General features: G+C 34.8%; 12 protein-coding genes and 1 pseudogene. 6 read left to right on the forward strand and 7 right to left on the reverse strand.

Features of this window, described 5'->3' with window-relative positions; translation table 11 throughout:
- Both ABI657_RS16150 and pyrR read right to left on the reverse strand, forming a co-directional pair.
- Nucleotides 1-184 (reverse strand): annotated as a pseudogene (locus tag ABI657_RS16150) (hypothetical protein); the annotation flags it as partial.
- Between the two features lie 31 nt (nucleotides 185-215).
- Nucleotides 216-755: a bifunctional pyr operon transcriptional regulator/uracil phosphoribosyltransferase PyrR gene (gene pyrR / locus ABI657_RS16155; RefSeq protein WP_348098301.1), complete on the reverse strand. Its 540-nt coding sequence runs from the start codon at nucleotides 753-755 to the stop codon at nucleotides 216-218.
- A 451-nt stretch (nucleotides 756-1,206) separates the two neighbouring features.
- Between pyrR and ABI657_RS16160 the strand changes: the two genes are divergently transcribed.
- The 5 genes from ABI657_RS16160 (at nucleotide 1,207) to ABI657_RS16180 (ending at nucleotide 4,202) form a co-directional block, all read left to right on the forward strand.
- A complete protein-coding gene (locus tag ABI657_RS16160; protein ID WP_348098302.1) occupies nucleotides 1,207-1,677 on the forward strand; it encodes a sigma-70 family RNA polymerase sigma factor in 471 nt (156 codons plus the stop codon).
- A gap of 5 nt (nucleotides 1,678-1,682) precedes the next feature.
- Nucleotides 1,683-2,240, forward strand: a complete 558-nt coding sequence (locus ABI657_RS16165) for a hypothetical protein (RefSeq protein ID WP_348098303.1) — start codon at nucleotides 1,683-1,685, stop codon at nucleotides 2,238-2,240.
- 433 nt (nucleotides 2,241-2,673) lie between these two features.
- A complete protein-coding gene (locus tag ABI657_RS16170; RefSeq protein ID WP_348098304.1) occupies nucleotides 2,674-2,985 on the forward strand; it encodes a metalloregulator ArsR/SmtB family transcription factor in 312 nt (103 codons plus the stop codon).
- A 5-nt stretch (nucleotides 2,986-2,990) separates the two neighbouring features.
- The gene (locus tag ABI657_RS16175; RefSeq protein ID WP_348098305.1) at nucleotides 2,991-3,485 is read left to right on the forward strand and encodes an SRPBCC domain-containing protein; all 495 of its coding nucleotides are present in this window, start codon (nucleotides 2,991-2,993) and stop codon (nucleotides 3,483-3,485) included.
- A gap of 123 nt (nucleotides 3,486-3,608) precedes the next feature.
- Nucleotides 3,609-4,202, forward strand: coding sequence for a dihydrofolate reductase family protein (locus ABI657_RS16180; protein WP_348098306.1), 594 nt, complete (start codon nucleotides 3,609-3,611; stop codon nucleotides 4,200-4,202).
- Nucleotides 4,203-4,300: 98 nt separating this feature from the next.
- Here ABI657_RS16180 and ABI657_RS16185 read toward each other — a convergent pair whose 3' ends face one another.
- Entirely contained in the window at nucleotides 4,301-7,045 is a 2,745-nt protein-coding gene (locus ABI657_RS16185; RefSeq protein ID WP_348098307.1) for a fibronectin type III domain-containing protein, read from the reverse strand.
- 297 nt (nucleotides 7,046-7,342) lie between these two features.
- Here ABI657_RS16185 and ABI657_RS16190 point away from each other — a divergent pair, with 297 nt between their 5' ends.
- Nucleotides 7,343-7,513, forward strand: a complete 171-nt coding sequence (locus ABI657_RS16190; protein ID WP_348098308.1) for a hypothetical protein — start codon at nucleotides 7,343-7,345, stop codon at nucleotides 7,511-7,513.
- A 61-nt stretch (nucleotides 7,514-7,574) separates the two neighbouring features.
- Here the strand turns inward: ABI657_RS16190 and ABI657_RS16195 are convergent, their stop codons facing one another.
- The 4 genes from ABI657_RS16195 to ABI657_RS16210 form a co-directional block, all read right to left on the reverse strand.
- A complete protein-coding gene (locus ABI657_RS16195) occupies nucleotides 7,575-9,194 on the reverse strand; it encodes an ATP-binding cassette domain-containing protein (protein ID WP_348098309.1) in 1,620 nt (539 codons plus the stop codon).
- 515 nt (nucleotides 9,195-9,709) lie between these two features.
- The gene (locus ABI657_RS16200) at nucleotides 9,710-15,205 is read right to left on the reverse strand and encodes a glycosyl hydrolase family 18 protein (protein ID WP_348098310.1); all 5,496 of its coding nucleotides are present in this window, start codon (nucleotides 15,203-15,205) and stop codon (nucleotides 9,710-9,712) included.
- 488 nt (nucleotides 15,206-15,693) lie between these two features.
- Nucleotides 15,694-17,760 (reverse strand): family 20 glycosylhydrolase, encoded by a 2,067-nt coding sequence (locus ABI657_RS16205; protein ID WP_348098311.1) that lies wholly within the window; start codon nucleotides 17,758-17,760, stop codon nucleotides 15,694-15,696.
- A gap of 158 nt (nucleotides 17,761-17,918) precedes the next feature.
- Nucleotides 17,919-18,722 (reverse strand): PIG-L family deacetylase (locus ABI657_RS16210; RefSeq protein WP_348098312.1); only part of this gene is annotated, 804 nt, incomplete at its 5' end.

Raw genomic sequence — 18,722 nt, forward strand, 5'->3', positions numbered from 1 at the left:
CTGAAAGTAACTTTTGGTATTCCTCTTTTATTTTATCAAAAGCCCATTCTTCTGAGATTTCGTCTTCAAATTCGTTGTCTTCAATTTCTTCCGTGATGTTTTCCTGAATCTCATCAAGAGAAAGAAATCCCATTCTGACCTGATTAAAAATTGATTCATAAATAAATTGTTCGTTCTCTGTCATTATTCTATTTTTCAATTTTTAAAAATTCAATTTAATTCGTAATCAGGTAAACGGCATCTTCGCCTTCATTTTCTTTCCAGCTTACTTTTACTTTTTCATCATTAATAGCATCTACCTGACGGCCTCGGTAATCGGGCTGAATTGGCAGATTTCTACTAAAACGTCTGTCGATTAACACTAACAATTCGATTTCTGAAGGTCTCCCGAAAGACTGAATGGCAGTTAAGGCAGAGCGAATGCTGCGTCCGGTAAATAAAACGTCATCGATAAAAATGACTTTTTTATTTTCGACTATAAAATTAATCTGGGTTCTGTTTGCTTCAAGCGGTTTATCAGTACGGCGAAAATCATCCCTGAAGAAAGTGATGTCCAGATATCCCAAAGAAATTTCTGGAGTATTGTACTCGTTCTGTAATATTTGTTTTAAACGTTCTGCTAAAAAAACACCTCTTGGCTGAATTCCGATTAAAATGGTATCTGAGAAATCAAGATGCTTTTCGATTAACTGACAAGCCAAACGGTGTAGTATGATAGTAACTTCTTTTGAATTAAGTAATACTTTTTGGCTCATAAGTAAGTGTGATATTTGGTTGGGCAAATATACGAAATCAGAATTTATTTGTTGGGGTGTTGTGTGGGGAAATGTTATTTTTTGATTTGTTACATATTTACGGTTGGTAGTTTCTCTTAATCAATGAAAACTTTTCTATTTTAGCTAAACTGAAATATGTCATCCAAAGCTATTTTAAAAAATTGAATATATGTGACTTTATCATACCTGTTATAAGTTGCAAACTATTTTTAAACTGTCATCCTTTACCTCAATAAGAACTCAGACAAAAAGTTCCATTAATTCAATTATTACTCACATATTTAGCTGTACGTGCTCGCTGTCATTTTAGACACTAAAATTATTTTATGCCCATTGTAATATTTTCCGCTAATTAAGCAACTTATGCATTATATAACTTAATTTCAAAACGGTATGAAGAAATGCTTAATGAATAATAAAAAACAATAGTATGGAAAAGGAATTTTTAGGACTAATCCATGAAAATCAAAAAATAATATTTAAGATTTGCAAATTATATCGGGATAGTAGAGAAGACCAGGAAGACTTATTTCAGGAAATCGTTTATCAACTTTGGAAATCTTATGCAGGCTTTAAAGGAGAATCTAAAGTAAGTTCGTGGATATATAGGATAGCTTTAAATACTGCCATTGCTACTTATAGAAAATCAAAAATACCTATTGATTATTATGAAGAGTTCCCTGAACATATTCATCCCTCAAACGAAAAGACAATTTCAGAAAATGAGGAACGGTTGTTTTGGGCTTTACGAAAATTAAACGATTCAGAGAAAGCTGTCATATCTCTTTATCTGGAAGACTTCAATTATAAGGAAATTGCAGAAATAACAGGACTAAGTGATAGTAATGTAGGTGTACGATTAAACAGAATTAAAAATAAATTGAAACAAATACTAAAATAAAAATTATGGAACTAAATGATTTAAAATCAGACTGGAAAAATGCTGGTAAAAATTTCAAAAGCGAAGCAGACTTGCTACTAATGACTAAGATTGCCAATCACCCATCAATAAAAAAAATAAGAACTAAACTGATTATTGAAACAGTTGTCCTACTATTCTTTTTATTTATTTATTATGACTGGTTTGATGGAGAAAAAAAACCATTTTACGCGAATTTGTCATTAGTAGTTGGCTTATTATTATACATTTTCAATGATGTTATTGGTTATATTTCCATAATAAGACCTATTAGAGAGACCAATTTGAAACTATCTCTTCAAAATTATTTGATTAGAATAAAGCGACTATCAATTTCTTCAATAATTATCACATTTTTATATAGCATCTCAATAATTATTTTTTTTACATCAGTAATAACTTTTACAAAAGAAAAAGGAATAATATTGATATTTAGCGTGGTTATTGCAGTTCAATTTATTCTATTATCTTCAAGAATGTGGACCAAATGGATTAAAAATTTGACGCTTCAATTAAAGGAATTTAATATTGATGAAGAATCGTAATTTATATTGTTCAAGAAAATCCCAATCTCGCAGGTATTAAAAAAACGATAGAGCGGAAATCTTTTCCCTGCTAACAAAATATATCAACTTATAAAAATTAAAATTCCGTGGCAATAAATCATATTTTAGCTTCGGATTTTAATTCGTTGTAAAACAAAACGTAACGTAAAAGAATTCCATAGAAACGAATCATGTCAAACTAAAATGTGTCGAACCTACGGCTCTTTTTTATTTTACATATCTAAATAAACCGGTTAAAATCTAGTCTTACAATATTTAATCGAGCCGATGGCTCTTGCTTTTAACTCTGCACCAAAACCGATAATCTCACGTTTTTTCTAACTATTTAAAAAATAACCTCTTAAAAATTTGCGAAGCCAAAAAGTTGCACATATATTTGCAACCAATTAGTTTCGTATTTAATTTTAAACAAATGAGAAGAGATATTTTTCAGGCAATAGCAGATCCGACAAGGCGGGCAATTATATCTTTGATTGCCTTACAAGCGATGACTCCCAACGCCATTGCCGAAAATTTTAATACAACAAGACAGGCAATTTCAAAACATCTTCGCATTTTAACCGAATGTGAATTAGTTAAACAAGAACATCAGGGAAGAGAAATTTATTACTCCCTTGAAATTGAAAAAATGAAAGAAATTGACCAATGGTTGAGCCAATACAGAGAAATTTGGCAAACCCGATTCAATCAGCTTGACGAATTATTAGCAACAATTAAAAAATAGAAAAGATGGAAAATTTATTTGACTTTACTGTTGACAAAGCCACAAAAACAGTAACCATTGTAAAAGAATTTGCAGCAGAACTGCCTTTGGTTTGGGATGCGTACACCAAGCAGGAAATCCTGGATCAATGGTGGGCACCAAAACCTTGGGCATCCAAAACAAAAGTGATGAATTTTGAGGAAGGCGGACGACGGTTTTATGCCATGGTAAGCCCGGAGGGACTAGAACATTGGGCGCTTCAGAAATATACTTCGATAACTCCGAAAACTAATTTTAAATTGTATAACTCTTTTGCAGACCAAGATGAAAATCCTCAATTACCTGGTTCTGAATGGGATTTGAATTTTAGCGAACAAAACGCAAATACAAAAGTGCTTATTACCATTTATAACGAATCTCTGGAGCGAATGGAACAAATGATCGAAATGGGCTTTAAAGAAGGATTTACAATGACACTGAAAAGCTTAGAGGAATTATTAGCAACTTTATCTCAAAAATAATTATGGTTAATACATAGTGAAATTATATTTTCTCTACTAAACTGTTAATCAAAGGACAACTCTTTTTAATTTCAAATTTCATTACAATTTTCTTATATTTAGTAAACAAAAAATACCAATATCATGAGAAAAATAATCGTCATAACCATGATTACAATCGATGGCGTAATGCAGGCGCCTGGTGGACCTGAGGAAGATACTTCGGGCGGTTTTGAATATGGAGGCTGGGTAGCGCCTTTTGGAGATGAAGAATATGGCAACGTCATGCAGGAACAAATGAAACCGGCAGATATTTTGTTAGGCAGAAAAACATTTGATATTTTTGAAGACTACTGGCCCAAACATGCAGAAGGCTGGCCTGGAATTAATGAAGTTTCTAAATACGTTTTGTCCTCCACCAGGAATAACTCTGATTGGAAAAACTCCCAATTCCTTTCTACTGTAGAAGAGATCAAAAAAATCAAAAATTCAGAAGGCGGCGATATTAAAGTTTGGGGAAGCGCAACACTTGTTCAGCTTTTGCTTCAACATGATTTAGTGGATGAACTGGCACTCTTAATTTATCCCATAATTCTTGGCAAGGGGAAAAAATTGTTTGATGATAGTGCTGTTCCTTCAGCCTTTACATTAATAGAAAGTACAGTTACTCCGAGTGGTGTAATTTCGGTTAGTTACAAACGAGCTGGCGATGTGAAGACTGGAACTATTGGTGAATAAATTCTTTTCAGACCAACAAAACTTATCATTTAAACCAAAAAACAAAATCCCATTTACAAACGTAAATGGGATTTTGAAAAAGAGGTGTTTTTTACTTATTATTTCACAATTAATTTAGCCGTAAACAATTTACGAGAATGTATTTTTAAGATATAAATTCCTTTTGGTAAATCCTGATTGATTAGAGAAAATTTGTTATTGTTTACATTTTTTGTAGCATACAATAATTTTCCATCAATACTATAAATTTCAATTTGATCAATAGGATATTCTGACTGAATAAAAGTTTCCGCATTACTATTCGTTGGATTTGGATATACTTTTATACCATTATCAATTTTAAATTCATCGTTGCTTAGATTAGGATCAAGTACTTCAAAGGAAACCCTGTTCGAAACTTCATTGTAAGAATCATTTGTAAACATTACTAAAAAGTAATTTCCTTTTTCTGTAGGTAATTCTGTGGCAGCAATGGCTTTTGTACCTTCAGATAGTCCTTCAAAATAAGTATAACTCACCAATGGTTTTTCGTTTGGATCATCGCCTTCATGGTAAATACCCAACCAGTCTTTTACAACTCCCGGAGCATCTGTCCACGAAGCGGTAATTTGTTCGCCAAGATCGTAAACTGGTTTATTGATCCATAATTCGGTAACTATAGCACCCACTTTAAAGAATACTTTATTTCCAATAGAATTAAAACCATCCTGCAAATAATATTCGGCATAATAATAGCCTTTTGGCAAATTACTGAATGATTTAGCGTCTGCAACTGTTGTAACATATTGCCAGCTTGTTGATGCCACTCCCGAACCCGGATTAACACCCATTTTATAGATTCCAATCCAGTCTTTTGCCAACTGCGGACCATTAGTGTACTTAACAATTACGGGAGTTCCAACAGAATATTCTGTTTGATCAGTAGTTAAAACCGGAACTGGCCCTACATAAAAATACTTTCGGGGAGCGATTTCTGTGTAACCTCCATTTGAAAATATGACGGCATAATAACGCCCTTTGTTCGGCAGTCCGTTTGGGAAATTAATAAATCCGCTTGGGCTTCCATTTGTATATTGCCATATTTGCGATGGCGTCGAAGCCCCCGGCGTTTGTCCTTCTTTATACAATCCTATCCAGGTAGAGGTACTGGCCGGAGCATCTGTAAAATTGACTTTTATAGGCGTGCTTTGCGAATAAGTTAAAGCATCCGTAATAATTTCCGTATTTACATTAGTACTTCCGGTAACGGTAAAATTTTGAACATCACTCCAAGGAGACCATTCGAGATTACGATCTCTGTATCTTAATTTTACATAGTATTTACCGTTAGGAAGCGAATTCGAAGCCAAATCTATTTTGGTAATATCTACACCCAGATTTATGTTTACTGTTGAATCTTTTTGGGTTCCATACTTTCCGTAGAAATTTTCGAAATCGCGGTATACTTCTTTTTTAACAATATCAAAAGTTGGTGTTTGCGAAATAAAAAACTGAGTTGTATTTAATAATTCATTTGTAGTCGTGCTGTAAGCAGATCCGGCAACTGTTACCGGCAAAGTCGTAGTTGCTTCAAAAGTATTCGTGATTGAAGGTTTGGCAGGTGCCGCTTTGTTTTTATATCTGTGGAATTCATCCATTAACTGGTTATTTTTCCATTTATCAACACTTCCTATAGAATAACTTTCGATATCCATTTTTCCGTTTGTAACATCGATATCTACAATTTGATAAATCCAGTTGCAAATTGTTTTCTGTACATCTTCAAAATCCTGTTCTGTCGATGATCCCCAATATTGGTCCCAGGCTGTTCCGCCAGAAATAATATTATAAGTTGGCGTGTTTTTTAATTGTCCTCTATGATAAAGATGGTGATGCGCCCCAATATGCATCGAATATTTTGGAGAAGTTACTAATAACGGAACCGCTGTATTACGAACCCATGTCGAAATATCACCCACATATTGTTCTGCCTGATACGGTCTGTGGCTTAGAGAAAAAATCCATTCGACAGTATTATCTGCATTTGCAGCCGCAAGAACTTGTTGCAACCAGGTTAATTGTGCTGCTCCGGTATGTTCTGAACTTAAACTAATAAATAAAACATTTCCGGCTTGTTGTGCATAATAATTTTCTGTTCCTGATGAAATTCCTTTATAAGAAAGCTCACTAATATAGAAATGATCGTAATACGAATTCATTCCAAGTGTTCCGTACGTTTCATGGTTTCCTACAGTTGTCTGAATAGGAATATTACCGGATAAACCTCTGTTCTTTTTAAAATGTACATTTTCATAATGGTCTAAAGTCCCAACATCAACCTGATCGCCAACCATAAAAGTCATCGAAATATTATCGTCCGGAGATAACGCTGAGCCCCATTTTTGTTTTATTTTTCTTTTAGCAGCAGAAACTAAAGAATCATAACGAGGAACGGCTTTTAATTGGTTATCACCCATGATCAAAAAGCGAATATGTCCGTCTGTCGTAGCTGGTTGCCCTGGATTTGGTAAAGTTTTAAAAGAATAAACGGAAGATACATCTGCTCCAGTTTTTATTCTGTAATAATACTTAGTGTTAGGGGAAAGATTAAGCAGTTTCGCACTATGGTAGAAATAATTTCCCGGATAACCTGAGTCTGTAAAAACATTTGTATTACCAGTAACAGTAACATTAAGATTGGCAGTATCGGTTCCGTATTCTACAATAGACTCCGGATTGCTTTCTGTTTTCCAGTTAACATAAATAGAGGTTGGTGTTGCATTTTGTAAATAAGGAAATAGATTTTGTGCTTTTGAAGCATAACCTACACTTAGAAGCAAAAATAAAAAGTAAAGTTTTTTCATATGTTTTTTTTGTTTGACCTAACAAAAGTATTGTACCAAAACACAATACCTTTTAAGAAAACATTACCCTTATTTTATCTTTACTTCTCTTTATTGTAAAGACTGGATTAAAATCCAGTCTTGTAATATTAAAACAAGCCGATTGCTCTTTTTGAATAGCCTTATTTAAGTTTGAATCAAAATCATAGAACTTTTCCCAAAAATTATATAAAACATTTTTTAGCTGTTTTAATTAATTTCACTTAACGATAATTAGAATACAAAATTCTTTTTAAAACAATTAAAACCAGCAAAATCATGCAAAAGAACATTACACGTTTGTTAATGGTATTCGTAATACTATTTTCATTTACAAGTTGCGAACTAATAGGAGATATTTTTCAAGCCGGAATGGGCGTCGGAATCTTTATTGTGATTTTTGTAATCGCCATAATCATTTGGATCTTCACCAAATTCTTTAGAAAATAAAAAGCATAAAAAATCCCGTTACTTTAAAAATAACGGGTTTTTTTTTTATCCTAATTGTATCTTACAAATTATACATTTTCTTTCTTTGTTCCTGAATCTTTTCATCATCCAGATATTCATCAAACGTCATGTAACGATCGATAACTCCGTTTGGCGTTAACTCCACTACCCTGTTACCAACAGTTTGTGCAAACTCGTGGTCATGCGTCGTAAAAATTACAGAACCTTTAAAGTTTTTTAATGAGTTGTTGAAAGCTGTAATCGACTCCAAATCCAAGTGGTTGGTTGGTTCGTCCAGCATTAGGATATTAGCGCGTTCCATCATCATTCTGGACAACATACAACGTACTTTTTCGCCTCCTGATAATACACGGCTAGTTTTCAACGCTTCTTCTCCTGAGAAAATCATTTTCCCAAGGAAACCTCTAATAAATACCTCATCTCGCTCTTCTTCTGTTTTTGCGTATTGGCGTAACCAATCTACCAAAGTTAAATCGTTTTCAAAAAAGGAATGATTTTCAGCTGGTAAATAAGCCTGATTGGTTGTAATTCCCCAATCAAACGTTCCGGCATCTGCTTTTTGTTCTCCGTTCAATATTTGATAGAAAGCGGTTGTAGCACGTGAATCTTTTGAAAAAAGGACAATTTTGTCTCCTTTTGCCATGTTCAAATGCACATCTTTAAACAGAATCTCACCATCAACAGAAGCGCTTAAGTTTTCTACATTCAAAATCTGATCTCCGGCTTCACGATCCTGATCAAAAATAATCGCAGGATAACGGCGGCTTGAAGGTTTGATATCTGAAATGTTCAGTTTTGAAATCATTTTTTTACGGGAAGTTGCCTGTTTTGACTTAGCAACGTTGGCGCTAAAACGACGGATAAATTCTTCTAATTCCTGTTTCTTTTCTTCTGCTTTTTTATTCTGTTGTGCACGTTGTTTTGCCGCTAACTGGCTGGACTCGTACCAGAAGGTATAGTTTCCTGAATAATGGTTTATTTTTCCAAAATCAATATCCGAAATATGCGTACAAACCGAATCTAAAAAGTGACGGTCATGCGATACTACGATTACGGTATTATCATAATTGGCAAGGAAATTTTCTAACCATGCAATGGTTTCAAAATCCAGGTCGTTGGTAGGCTCATCCATAATAAGTAAATCCGGGTTTCCAAAAAGGGCCTGCGCCAAAAGCACACGAACCTTAATTTTTCCCTCCAGATCGCCCATTAAAGTATAATGATGTTCTTCGTTGATTCCTAAGTTAGACAACATGGCTGCAGCATCAGAATCGGCATTCCAACCGTTCATTTCTTCAAACTGAACCTGAAGTTCCCCTATTCTGTCTGCGTTTTTATCGTTGTAGTCTAAATAAAGCTCGTCCATTTCTTTTTTAACAGCATACAGCACTTTATTTCCCATCAAAACGGTTTCCAAAACCGTATGCTCATCGAACAAATTGTGATTTTGGGTTAAAACCGACATACGTTTTCCCGGTTCTAAATGAATATGTCCGGAAGTTGGGTCAATATCGCCTGAAATGATTTTTAGAAAAGTAGATTTTCCAGCACCATTGGCTCCAATAACTCCATAAATATTTCCGTGTGTGAAAGTAGTATTTACTTCGTCAAACAAAATTCGTTTGCCAAATTGAACTGATAAATTATTGACTGTTAACATGAATGTCTTTTTTATTAATTTGGTGCAAAAGTACGGAAAAAGGTTTAGAGTTGCAAAGATGCAAAAGTTCTAAGTTTTATAACTTACGAACATTTTTCCAAAGCCAATATTGTATGTGTGCAAAGAAATAAGTAAACACTATTAATTGATTCAGCGAATGAGATTGCTTCGTTCCTCGCAATGACTATAAAATTAATTATGAAAACTACTGCCCTAGCCCTGATAGCAGTGGAAATCCTTTTATGTTTTTTCTTTAAAAACATAAAAGATTGAAACGGATAGCAGGAAACAGCTCCTGAAAATTATTATTCTTTAGCTAAATTTAAAAACAAAAAAAGCCTGGCAATATAAATTGCCAGGCTTATAATGCTCTCCTTCAGGTGAAAACCAAATAACAAATCACCTCAATTCGATACATTTAATTAGAAACAAATCAGATTAAAAAATAAATAACCAAACTCAATTTTAACCGTCCTAATTTTATTTCTAAATTTCACAATCAGTTCACCAACTTCCTAGTTTAAGAAATTGAGTACTTTGAATGATTTTTTATTTCCTGCTTTGTCGGTAACAACTACAATAAACAATTGTTTAGTGTTGAAGCTTTGACTTTGAAGCAGTACTTCTTTAGCATTCTGAGTATTTTTCTGACTTGCCAAAACTTGTCCGATTGTGTTGAAAACATCAACCTGAGCAATATTTTCTGTGTCATTTGTAACTGATAATGCATTATTTCTGAAATAGGCAATCGTGTTGCTGTTTATTTCAATTTTTTCAGCAAACTTTTTCGCTGTCGATTGCGATGCAAAATAGGCAGCATATGCTTTTGAAAATTCAGACGAATTGCCACAAGAAGAAGCATCCCAGTTTACAGACCATGTCATTACACCTCTCAAATTAGGATAAGGTCCTCCCGTTTGCATAGTGTAGGTTCTTCCTGAAAAAGTGGTTCCTGTTCTTAAATAATGCAAAGCACTAACTCCTTCGGCCGGAGTGATATAACCACTACCTGCTGCACTTGGACAAGCGGGTAACCCGATAAGGATTTTTGAAGGTGGTAAACCATCAAAACGCATTCCGGTTGTACCAATGTTATACCCTTTTACAAGCATATCTGTTAGCGCGGTCACCATATTTGCTCTCTTGGCTGAACCATAGTATTGACCATCTAATCCGTTTTCTCCACCTGTATTATACAATTGTACGGCTAACAAATCCAATTCATTGCGTAAGTTTTGAATAATTGGAAGGAATGATCCATAAGTGTCTGAATAGCTGGAATAGCCACCTTGCACATATTGTGTTTCCGGAGCCGCGGTTAATAAAAATCCGGTTCCGTAATAGGATTTTAATTCTTTACAGGCATCTACTATGTTTTTTAATCTTGGATAAGCTGAGATTCCCGCGTAAGAAATATCTCTTAAACTTCCTGCATTAAAATTCATGGATCCGCCTTCAAAATCTAAATCAACTCCATCAAACTGATACTCGTCAATAATGGCTTTTAAACCATTAACAAAAATATTTTTTTGAGCTACATTATCTAAAACAACATGACCATTTTGACCTCCAATAGAGATAATAACAGGAACACCGCTTGCTCTTAAACTTTGAATATCATTTTTCAACAATTGTTTATTGAAAACGCCATTGGTCAAATATCTGGTGTCATTTGTAGTTAATACTGGTGTATAACCATCACGATTAACTGTTTCTATGAAAGAATAATCAACTACATTGAACTTGCTTCCCACCATTTGAGAAAAATATAAAAATGGAGCTCCCGTATTTTCCCAGGAATGCGCATATCCTAAAATTACCTTTGCAGGAAGAGGAATAAACCTATTACTGATAGGTTGAGCTATTTTAATTGTATTATTAAGAGTTGTTATTCCTGATTTATTGTCGGTTGCTTTTATTACAACAGCATAATCCTGATAAGCAGTTGGCATAAAATTATACATATAAGTATTGTTTGCAGCCGCAGTCATGTTAAAAGTACCACTATTGATTGTAATAGTAACACCTGAAACAGATCCATCATTATCAACAGCTGTAACTGAAATTGGCACAACCTGGAAAGAACTTTGGTTTACAGTAGTATTGGATGGTGAATTCCAAGTAATTACAGGCAATGAATTAGGACAATTTGCACCTGAACAATTTAATGTAAAGCTATACGTTTTTACATCAGTCGTTCCGTTTGATGCAGTAGCCGTAACAGTTAATGTATGACTAGCCGAAAATTGATTGGCAACTGGTGTCCAGCTTGCATTGTAATTACCTGCAGCATTTGTAACACTTAAATTCTGACCGTCTAAGGTAAATATAACTGACGAAATTGTAGTCGCATCGCTGGCACTTAATCCAACACTTGCTGTAAAATTAACTGCACTTCCTAAATTTAAAGAAATCGCAGAACTTGTTGGTGCAGTAATCGTAACTACTGGAGTTGTTGCGACAACCGTTTGAGTATTAAAATTATACACTTGTGACGAAGTTGGAAGATTTGTTTGTGGGTAAGATGGCGAATAAGTAACATCCTGATTTTCCCAGGCATTAATCTTTAGACTTAAAAAAGTAGTATAACCGCTAAGAGCAGTATTTTCAAAATGATAATTCCCCTGAGCATCTGACAAAGTTGATAAGTTAACCCATCCGTGAGTCTCATTAGCATATGGTAAAACTAAATCCACTTTTACTCCGGCTACAGGTACTGTTCCGTTTTTAACAGTCCCGCTAATTAAATATCCATTGGCAACATTCTGAGTAAAATTTACTATTTTACTTGAATTGATTGCAGAATAAACCGTAGAAGCTGGACTAAAACTCACTCCTGTTTTTGAAGCCGTTACAGTATAATTTGATCCTGCAACTAAATTAGCAATACTATAATTTCCTGAAGCATCTGAAACTGCTGTTAAAGTTGTAGTTCCTGAAACTGCTGAAACTGTAACGCCAGAAACTGCCGTTGTTCCATTTTTAGTAGTTCCGCTTACTGTATAGTAAACTGGATTAACAACTGTTTGGATGAAATTCAACGTTTTGCTTGAATTTATTGCATTGTAAACTGTTGAAGCCGGAGTAAATGTTACACCTGTTTTTGCCGCAGTAACTGTATAATTAGAACCTGCAATTAAACTAGCAACACTATAATTTCCTGAAGCGTCAGAAACTGCTGTTAGTGTTGTACTTCCTGAAACTGCCGAAATAGTTACACCTGAAACCGGCGTTGTTCCGTTTAAGACTGTTCCACTTACTGTATAATATATTGGATTAACAACTGTCTGGGTAAAGCTTAGTGTTTTGTTTGAATTTATAGCTGTATAAACTGTAGAAGCCGGAGTAAATGTTACACCTGCTTTTGCAATAGTCACCGTATAATCTGATCCTGAAATTAAGTTAGCAACAGTGTAATTTCCTGAAGCATCTGAAACTGCTGTTAAAGTTGTTGCTCCTGAAACTGCTGAAATTGTTGCTCCTGAAACCGGAGTTGTTCCGTTTAAAACTGTTCCGCTTACCGAATAATATACTGGCGTAACTACTACATTTGTATTAAAATCGTAAACTGTAGGATTTGCTGGAACCGGAAAGTTCGTCAGATTGGATGGCAAATATACCACGTCTCCATTTTCCCAGGCGTTTAGCTTTAAACTTGAAATTGTAGAATATCCATTTACGATAGCATTATCAAAACTGTATTTTCCTTGTGCATCTGTAGTGGCAAAAACACTTTTCCAGCTATGAGTATTATCCGTCCATGGTACTACCAATTCTACTTTCGCACCTGATACCGGAGTTGCTCCATTTTTAACTGTTCCACTAATTTTATTAGTTCCAATTACAATAAGATCCTGAGAGAAGTTTAATGTTTTATTGGCATTTAAATTAGAATAAACTGTTGAAGCCGGAGTGTACGTTTGACCTGCCAAAGCAGCTGTAACCGTATAATTTCCCGCAGAAGGTAAACTAAGTGAATAAACACCACTTGCATTTGTAACGGCTGTGAAATTTCCACCTGTTGAAGATGCTGTAACGTTCACACCGGAAACCGGAGTTGTACTATTTAAAATAGTTCCGCTAACTGTGTAATTCACAATTGCTGCACCCTGAGTAAAATTCAGCGTTTTGTTGGCATCAATTGCATTATAAACTGTTGAAGCAGGCGTGTAAGAGAATCCTGATTTTGCAGCTGTAAGGGTGAAATTCAGTCCAGCGCCTAAACCTGCAACGCTGTACACTCCGCTTGCATTAGAAACAGCTGTTAAAACTGTTGCTCCTGAAGTAGCCGTAACGGTTACGCCTGAAACTGGAGTTGTTCCGTTTAGAATAGTTCCACTCACAGTGTATAAAGGCTGAGTTCCGTTAATAACCACTGCTGTTTGATTAACCGTAACGTTAGTTAATGTTACAGGAACAAATGTGTAAGTAGCTTTTAAGGCTGTAAGCGTATAATTTTGTCCTGAAGTTAAGTTGCTGAATGTAAAATTACCTCCAGTAGAAACAATAGTTTGTACTACTGCATTACTTCCATTACGTAATTCTACGGTAACATCAGGTACTAAAGCTGAACCGTTTTTTACGGAACCTGAAATACTTACTGATCCAATAACCGTACTTCCAAACGAAGTATCTACCTGAGTTAATAATGAATTCGGAATAGAACCTCTCGTATCCTGAGATAATTCCCAAATCATGCCACCAGCCAGATTTCTTGATTTAATGTATTGCACTTTTAAATCAGTAGATTGTTTATCTTCATAAGAGATAAACTGTTTCAATGTATTATTATACAAATAAGGAACCTTTGTTGTATTATCAAAATAACGAACCCATCCTGCAGCGGCCGCAGTTGGTGTAACCAACATGGTATTTGGATCTAAATAAGCGTGTGAGTTGGTAACGGGATTACCTACTAAATCGCAAATCTCAATACTTCCTGATTTTTCGCATGCTCCTGAACCATCCCATGTTCCGGTTGGATTTTGAGGATTTGTACATCCACCGACTACATATCTTGGTGCCGAAACAAATAATCCGTTGGTTGAATTCGTAGCAACATTATCGAATTTTTTTCCGTAAAAAGGCAATCCCATTATTAATTTATTCGCAGGAAAACCAACTACATTTAGAAATTGATTCGTTAATTCGTCTAATGATTCTGATTGTGTTGCGCCATATAATGGATCATTTGGATTTCCACTTGCATATAATGGTGCATTGTAGCATGTTTTATCATACCAGTTACCTCCCAAATCATATCCAAAATAGGTAATATAATCACAGTAAGTCGAAATGTCTTCTGTCATTCCGAATTGTGCTCTGTTGTTCGGACCTAAGTACTGAGAACCAACTTTACGAACGTTGTTTCCGGCTGCAATTGTCACCAGTTTATTTGGCATTGCCAGACGCATTGCTTTCAATAAATAAACTAAATTTTTGTTGTCATCAGGGCTGTATTTTTGTGGCGGAACAGGAGAGCCATTAACGATCTCAGTTCCATCAGTTCCTCCTGAAAGAGGATATTCCCAGTCAATGTCGAATCCGTCAATAAAAGGATAAGTAGTAATAAAATTTGCCATGTCTGCAGCCAAAGCGGCTCTTGCTACAGGACTTGCAGCAATTGGAGAAAGATCCTGACCTTTGGTCCATCCTCCAACAGAAATAAGAATTTTTAAATGCGGATACTTTTCTTTTAACTTTTTCAAGTCGTAAAAGTTTCCTTTTACCGGAGCATCCCATGGTATGCCACCTTCTGTATGCTCAAAATCTGCATAGGTATCCAGGCATTTTAATTTTGTATTCTCAGGATGGGCAGCATCAAAAGTTGTTCCATAAAAAGAATAATTCAAATGCGTCAATTTGCTTCCATCTATCTTCGGAACATTGAAATCCCGGGCATAAATTGACCATTGCGCATAGTATCCCACTACTTTTTTACCGTGAGCTGGTTGGGCTGACACGAGTAAGGGAAACAGTAACAAAAAAAGTAATCTGTAATAATGTTTCATAATTAATTAATATTGGTTAATAGAAAAAGTATTCCAATTCAACTGGATTACATATCCAAAATGAACATATAAAACAGAACAACCGGGATTCAACAAACTGCAAATAGAAAATATCGCAACCTGTTGGAAATTAATTCCTCTTACTTCTATAAATAAATATTACTATTAATGATCTACCATAATCATTAGCAAATAGTGATTGATATTTATGTATAATTCGTTTAAAAATTGTATTAAATAAAAACCGATAAATTTGGGGCGCTAATTCATCAATCTAAAAAAAATTATTTTATCCTTTTTTTTTATTTGTTATTTGGTTTTAATGGTTACGACTCTTTTAATTGGTTATTTTTTTAATATTTCAGGTTTGTCCGTAAGGCTGAAAAGATTTCGGGAAGTTTTAATAATTACCTCTGCCAGAATTCCGGCAGAGGCAATTAAATCTAAACAATTGTGGTATTAAAACTTATTAAACTAATTCAAAACAATTATATCAATTTTTTAAAACTTGCATAAACAGCCAGTTCAACATCAGCATGATCTTTTGTATTACATTGTTCAATCAGGTTTTTTAAATCCGTTCCTTTCAAAGTCGGTTTGTTATCCAGAACAAGTAATAATTGTAGTGAGGCCTCGCTTAATTTTTGTGCCAGCGGCAAAACAGGCCTTATTAATGGAGCATTATTACTTAACTCATTCAGGGTTTTATTTACTGCAATCCATTTGTTTAAAAACAAGGCAACTTTTGCTTTATTTTCGGGTGATTTATTTACTAAATATTGATTAACTGCATTATCAAAAGCCAATGCGTCCTTTGCATCAGGCGTGCAGGCATCTGCAAAAAGTGTAAGGGGAGAATACATTTGATATTCTATACCGCCTTTGTTACGGGTGTATCCTTTTAAAGGTTCACAAACGTTTGAAAAATCATTAATAGCTTCGATATTCTGGTTATTAGCAATATTTCTAAGAATAACATTTTTATTACTGATATGCGTTAGCCCTAATTCTTCCAGTCTGAAAGAAATAGTTTCAAGACGTCTGCGTAAGCTGGTCATATCTGTAATATCCTGTGCAGACCAAAATCTTTCGGCAATTGCAGCAGTTCTTGGCCATATTCTCGAATCAATGGTTGTTGCTGAAGCAAGTTCTGTCCACATTGGAGCTTCTCCCCCTAAAATTCTGGCTTTTTCTTCAGCTGTCAATTCAACTCCTTTTGGCATTGGATCATTTAAATAATGACTCTCAACATTATGCATCAAATCGATATAATATCCGCTTGATAACACTGTTTTATAACCTCCTTTTACAGCTTCTGTCAACGATTGTCCTGCAGCAACACCTTCATTAGCGCCTCTCCATGAATGGATAATCGCTTCTTTTGATAAATTTTTAGTCAAAATTTCTTCCCAGCCCATCAATTGTTTGCCGTGTTTTTTAAGCATTGGAGCTAATTGCATGGTAAAATATGTTTGCAGCTCGTGATTGTTATTTAACTTATTTTTCTTTTTAAACTCTTGTATTTTCGGATTGGCATCCCAATCTTTTCCTTCATTTTCATCGCCGCCTATGTGAAAATAAGCTCCCGGAAACAACGGGCAAACCTCATCAAAAATTTCACTTAAGAGTTGGTATGTTTTAGGATTTGAAGGATCTAATGTTGGTGAAAAAATACCAGCATTTCTTTCAATTCCATAGGTAGCAATAGCTGTTCCCTGAATATTTTTTTCGGCAGTTCCGCCTGTAAGTATTATTACTTTACTTCCAATTTCCGGATATGCTATTAAAATAGCAGATCCGTGTCCCGGAACATCAATTTCCGGAACTATTAAAATACCGCGTTCGTCTGCGTATTTTACGATATTTCTAATTTCTTCCTGAGTATAATATTGTCCGTCTGAAGCTAATTCAATAAATTTTGGATGTTTTTTCATCTCAATTCTCCAACCCTGATCATCGACCAGATGCCAGTGAAAAACATTCATTTTCATAGCTGCCAGTCCATCAATATTTCTTTTGACTACATCAACTGGCTGGAAATGTCTTGCAGCATCCATCATCAGACCTCTCCAGGTAAATCTTGGAAAATCTGAAATTTGTGTGGTCGGAAAATAAAATGAAGTGCCATTATTCTGCAACAACTGCAATAATGTCTCAAGACCATGTAAAGCTCCCAAATCGCTTGTGGCATTTATTGTAATTTGATTTTTTTTGACTTCGAGATGATAACTTTCATCTTCATACAAAGCAATCTTGCCGCTTTTTTGACAATTAATTTGCAATTCGGCAGTTGGATATTCGTTTAATTTTGTGATAAATCCCTGTTCAAAAAACATACCTGTTCTACCATCCAATCGGCGTAAAAAACGAGTAGCAGCACCAAAAATCCTTGCATTGGGATTCCCGGTAATGTTAACTTTGAACGTTTTGCTCAATGCAAAATTTCCTTCGTTTAAAACTATGCCCTGTGGCCAGGGCATAAGATTTAACTGCTCTTTTTGAATTTGAGCATTAGATGTTAAACCCGCTAATAGTAGGACTAATATATATTTCATTTTATTTGGTTTGAAAAGAATGCCACCACGGAGATAGCATTAATAATTAGCTTAAAGAAACAAAACCCAGAATGACCTCTATTGAACCTCACTATCATTATGAAATCAATCTGAATTTTGTAAAGTGATTCGGACATAAATCAGAATCTTAAATAATATTAATAATCAAAACGTTTGAAAGCTTCGATTGCTTCGTATTCTGCCAAACCTAAATCATCATAAAGGATGGCTGTATTTTTATTGCGGTCTTCTGCCCTAACCCAGAATTCCCTTGAATCGTTTCCTTGAAACATTACTCTGTCTTTTTGAGATTGGTGGTATAAAATAGCATGACGTTTCAACAATACTTCTGATGGTGAAAGTGGAACAGCCATATCAATTTCGTGAATGTCCCATTCGTGCCATGCACCTCTGTAAAGCCACAACCAACAATCATCCATATATTTTTCTGGTTTCAATTGTTTCATGGCTGCGAAGATTGCATTCAGACAAACTTCATGTGTACCGTGCGGATCAGCAAGATCTCCAGCTGCAAATACCTGATGGGGTTTTATTTTTGCGATAATATCCTTTACGATAGCAATATCATCGGGACCTAACGGTTTTTTCTTAACCTGTCCTGTTTCATAAAAAGGAAGATCTAAAAAATGTGTATTCTCATCTTTTAAACCAATATATCGTGTAGCTGCGTAAGATTCTCTTCTTCTGATAAGCCCTTTTAATTTCCGAACTTCCAATGAATCGATTTGGTTTTCTGATTTGTTATTCAAAAATTCAATAACAGATTTAAAATTTATTGAATTGTCAGCATCGCCAACAAAATCTTTGGCAACTTCAGCAAATTTCAATGCTTCGTCGTCTGTAACGGCTATATTTCCGGAGGTTTGATATACGACATGTACATCGTGACCTTGTTTTATCAATTTTGAAAAAGTTCCTCCCATAGAAATCACATCATCATC

It is taken from the genome of Flavobacterium sp. (assembly GCF_039930565.1).
In the GTDB taxonomy this organism is placed as follows: domain Bacteria; phylum Bacteroidota; class Bacteroidia; order Flavobacteriales; family Flavobacteriaceae; genus Flavobacterium.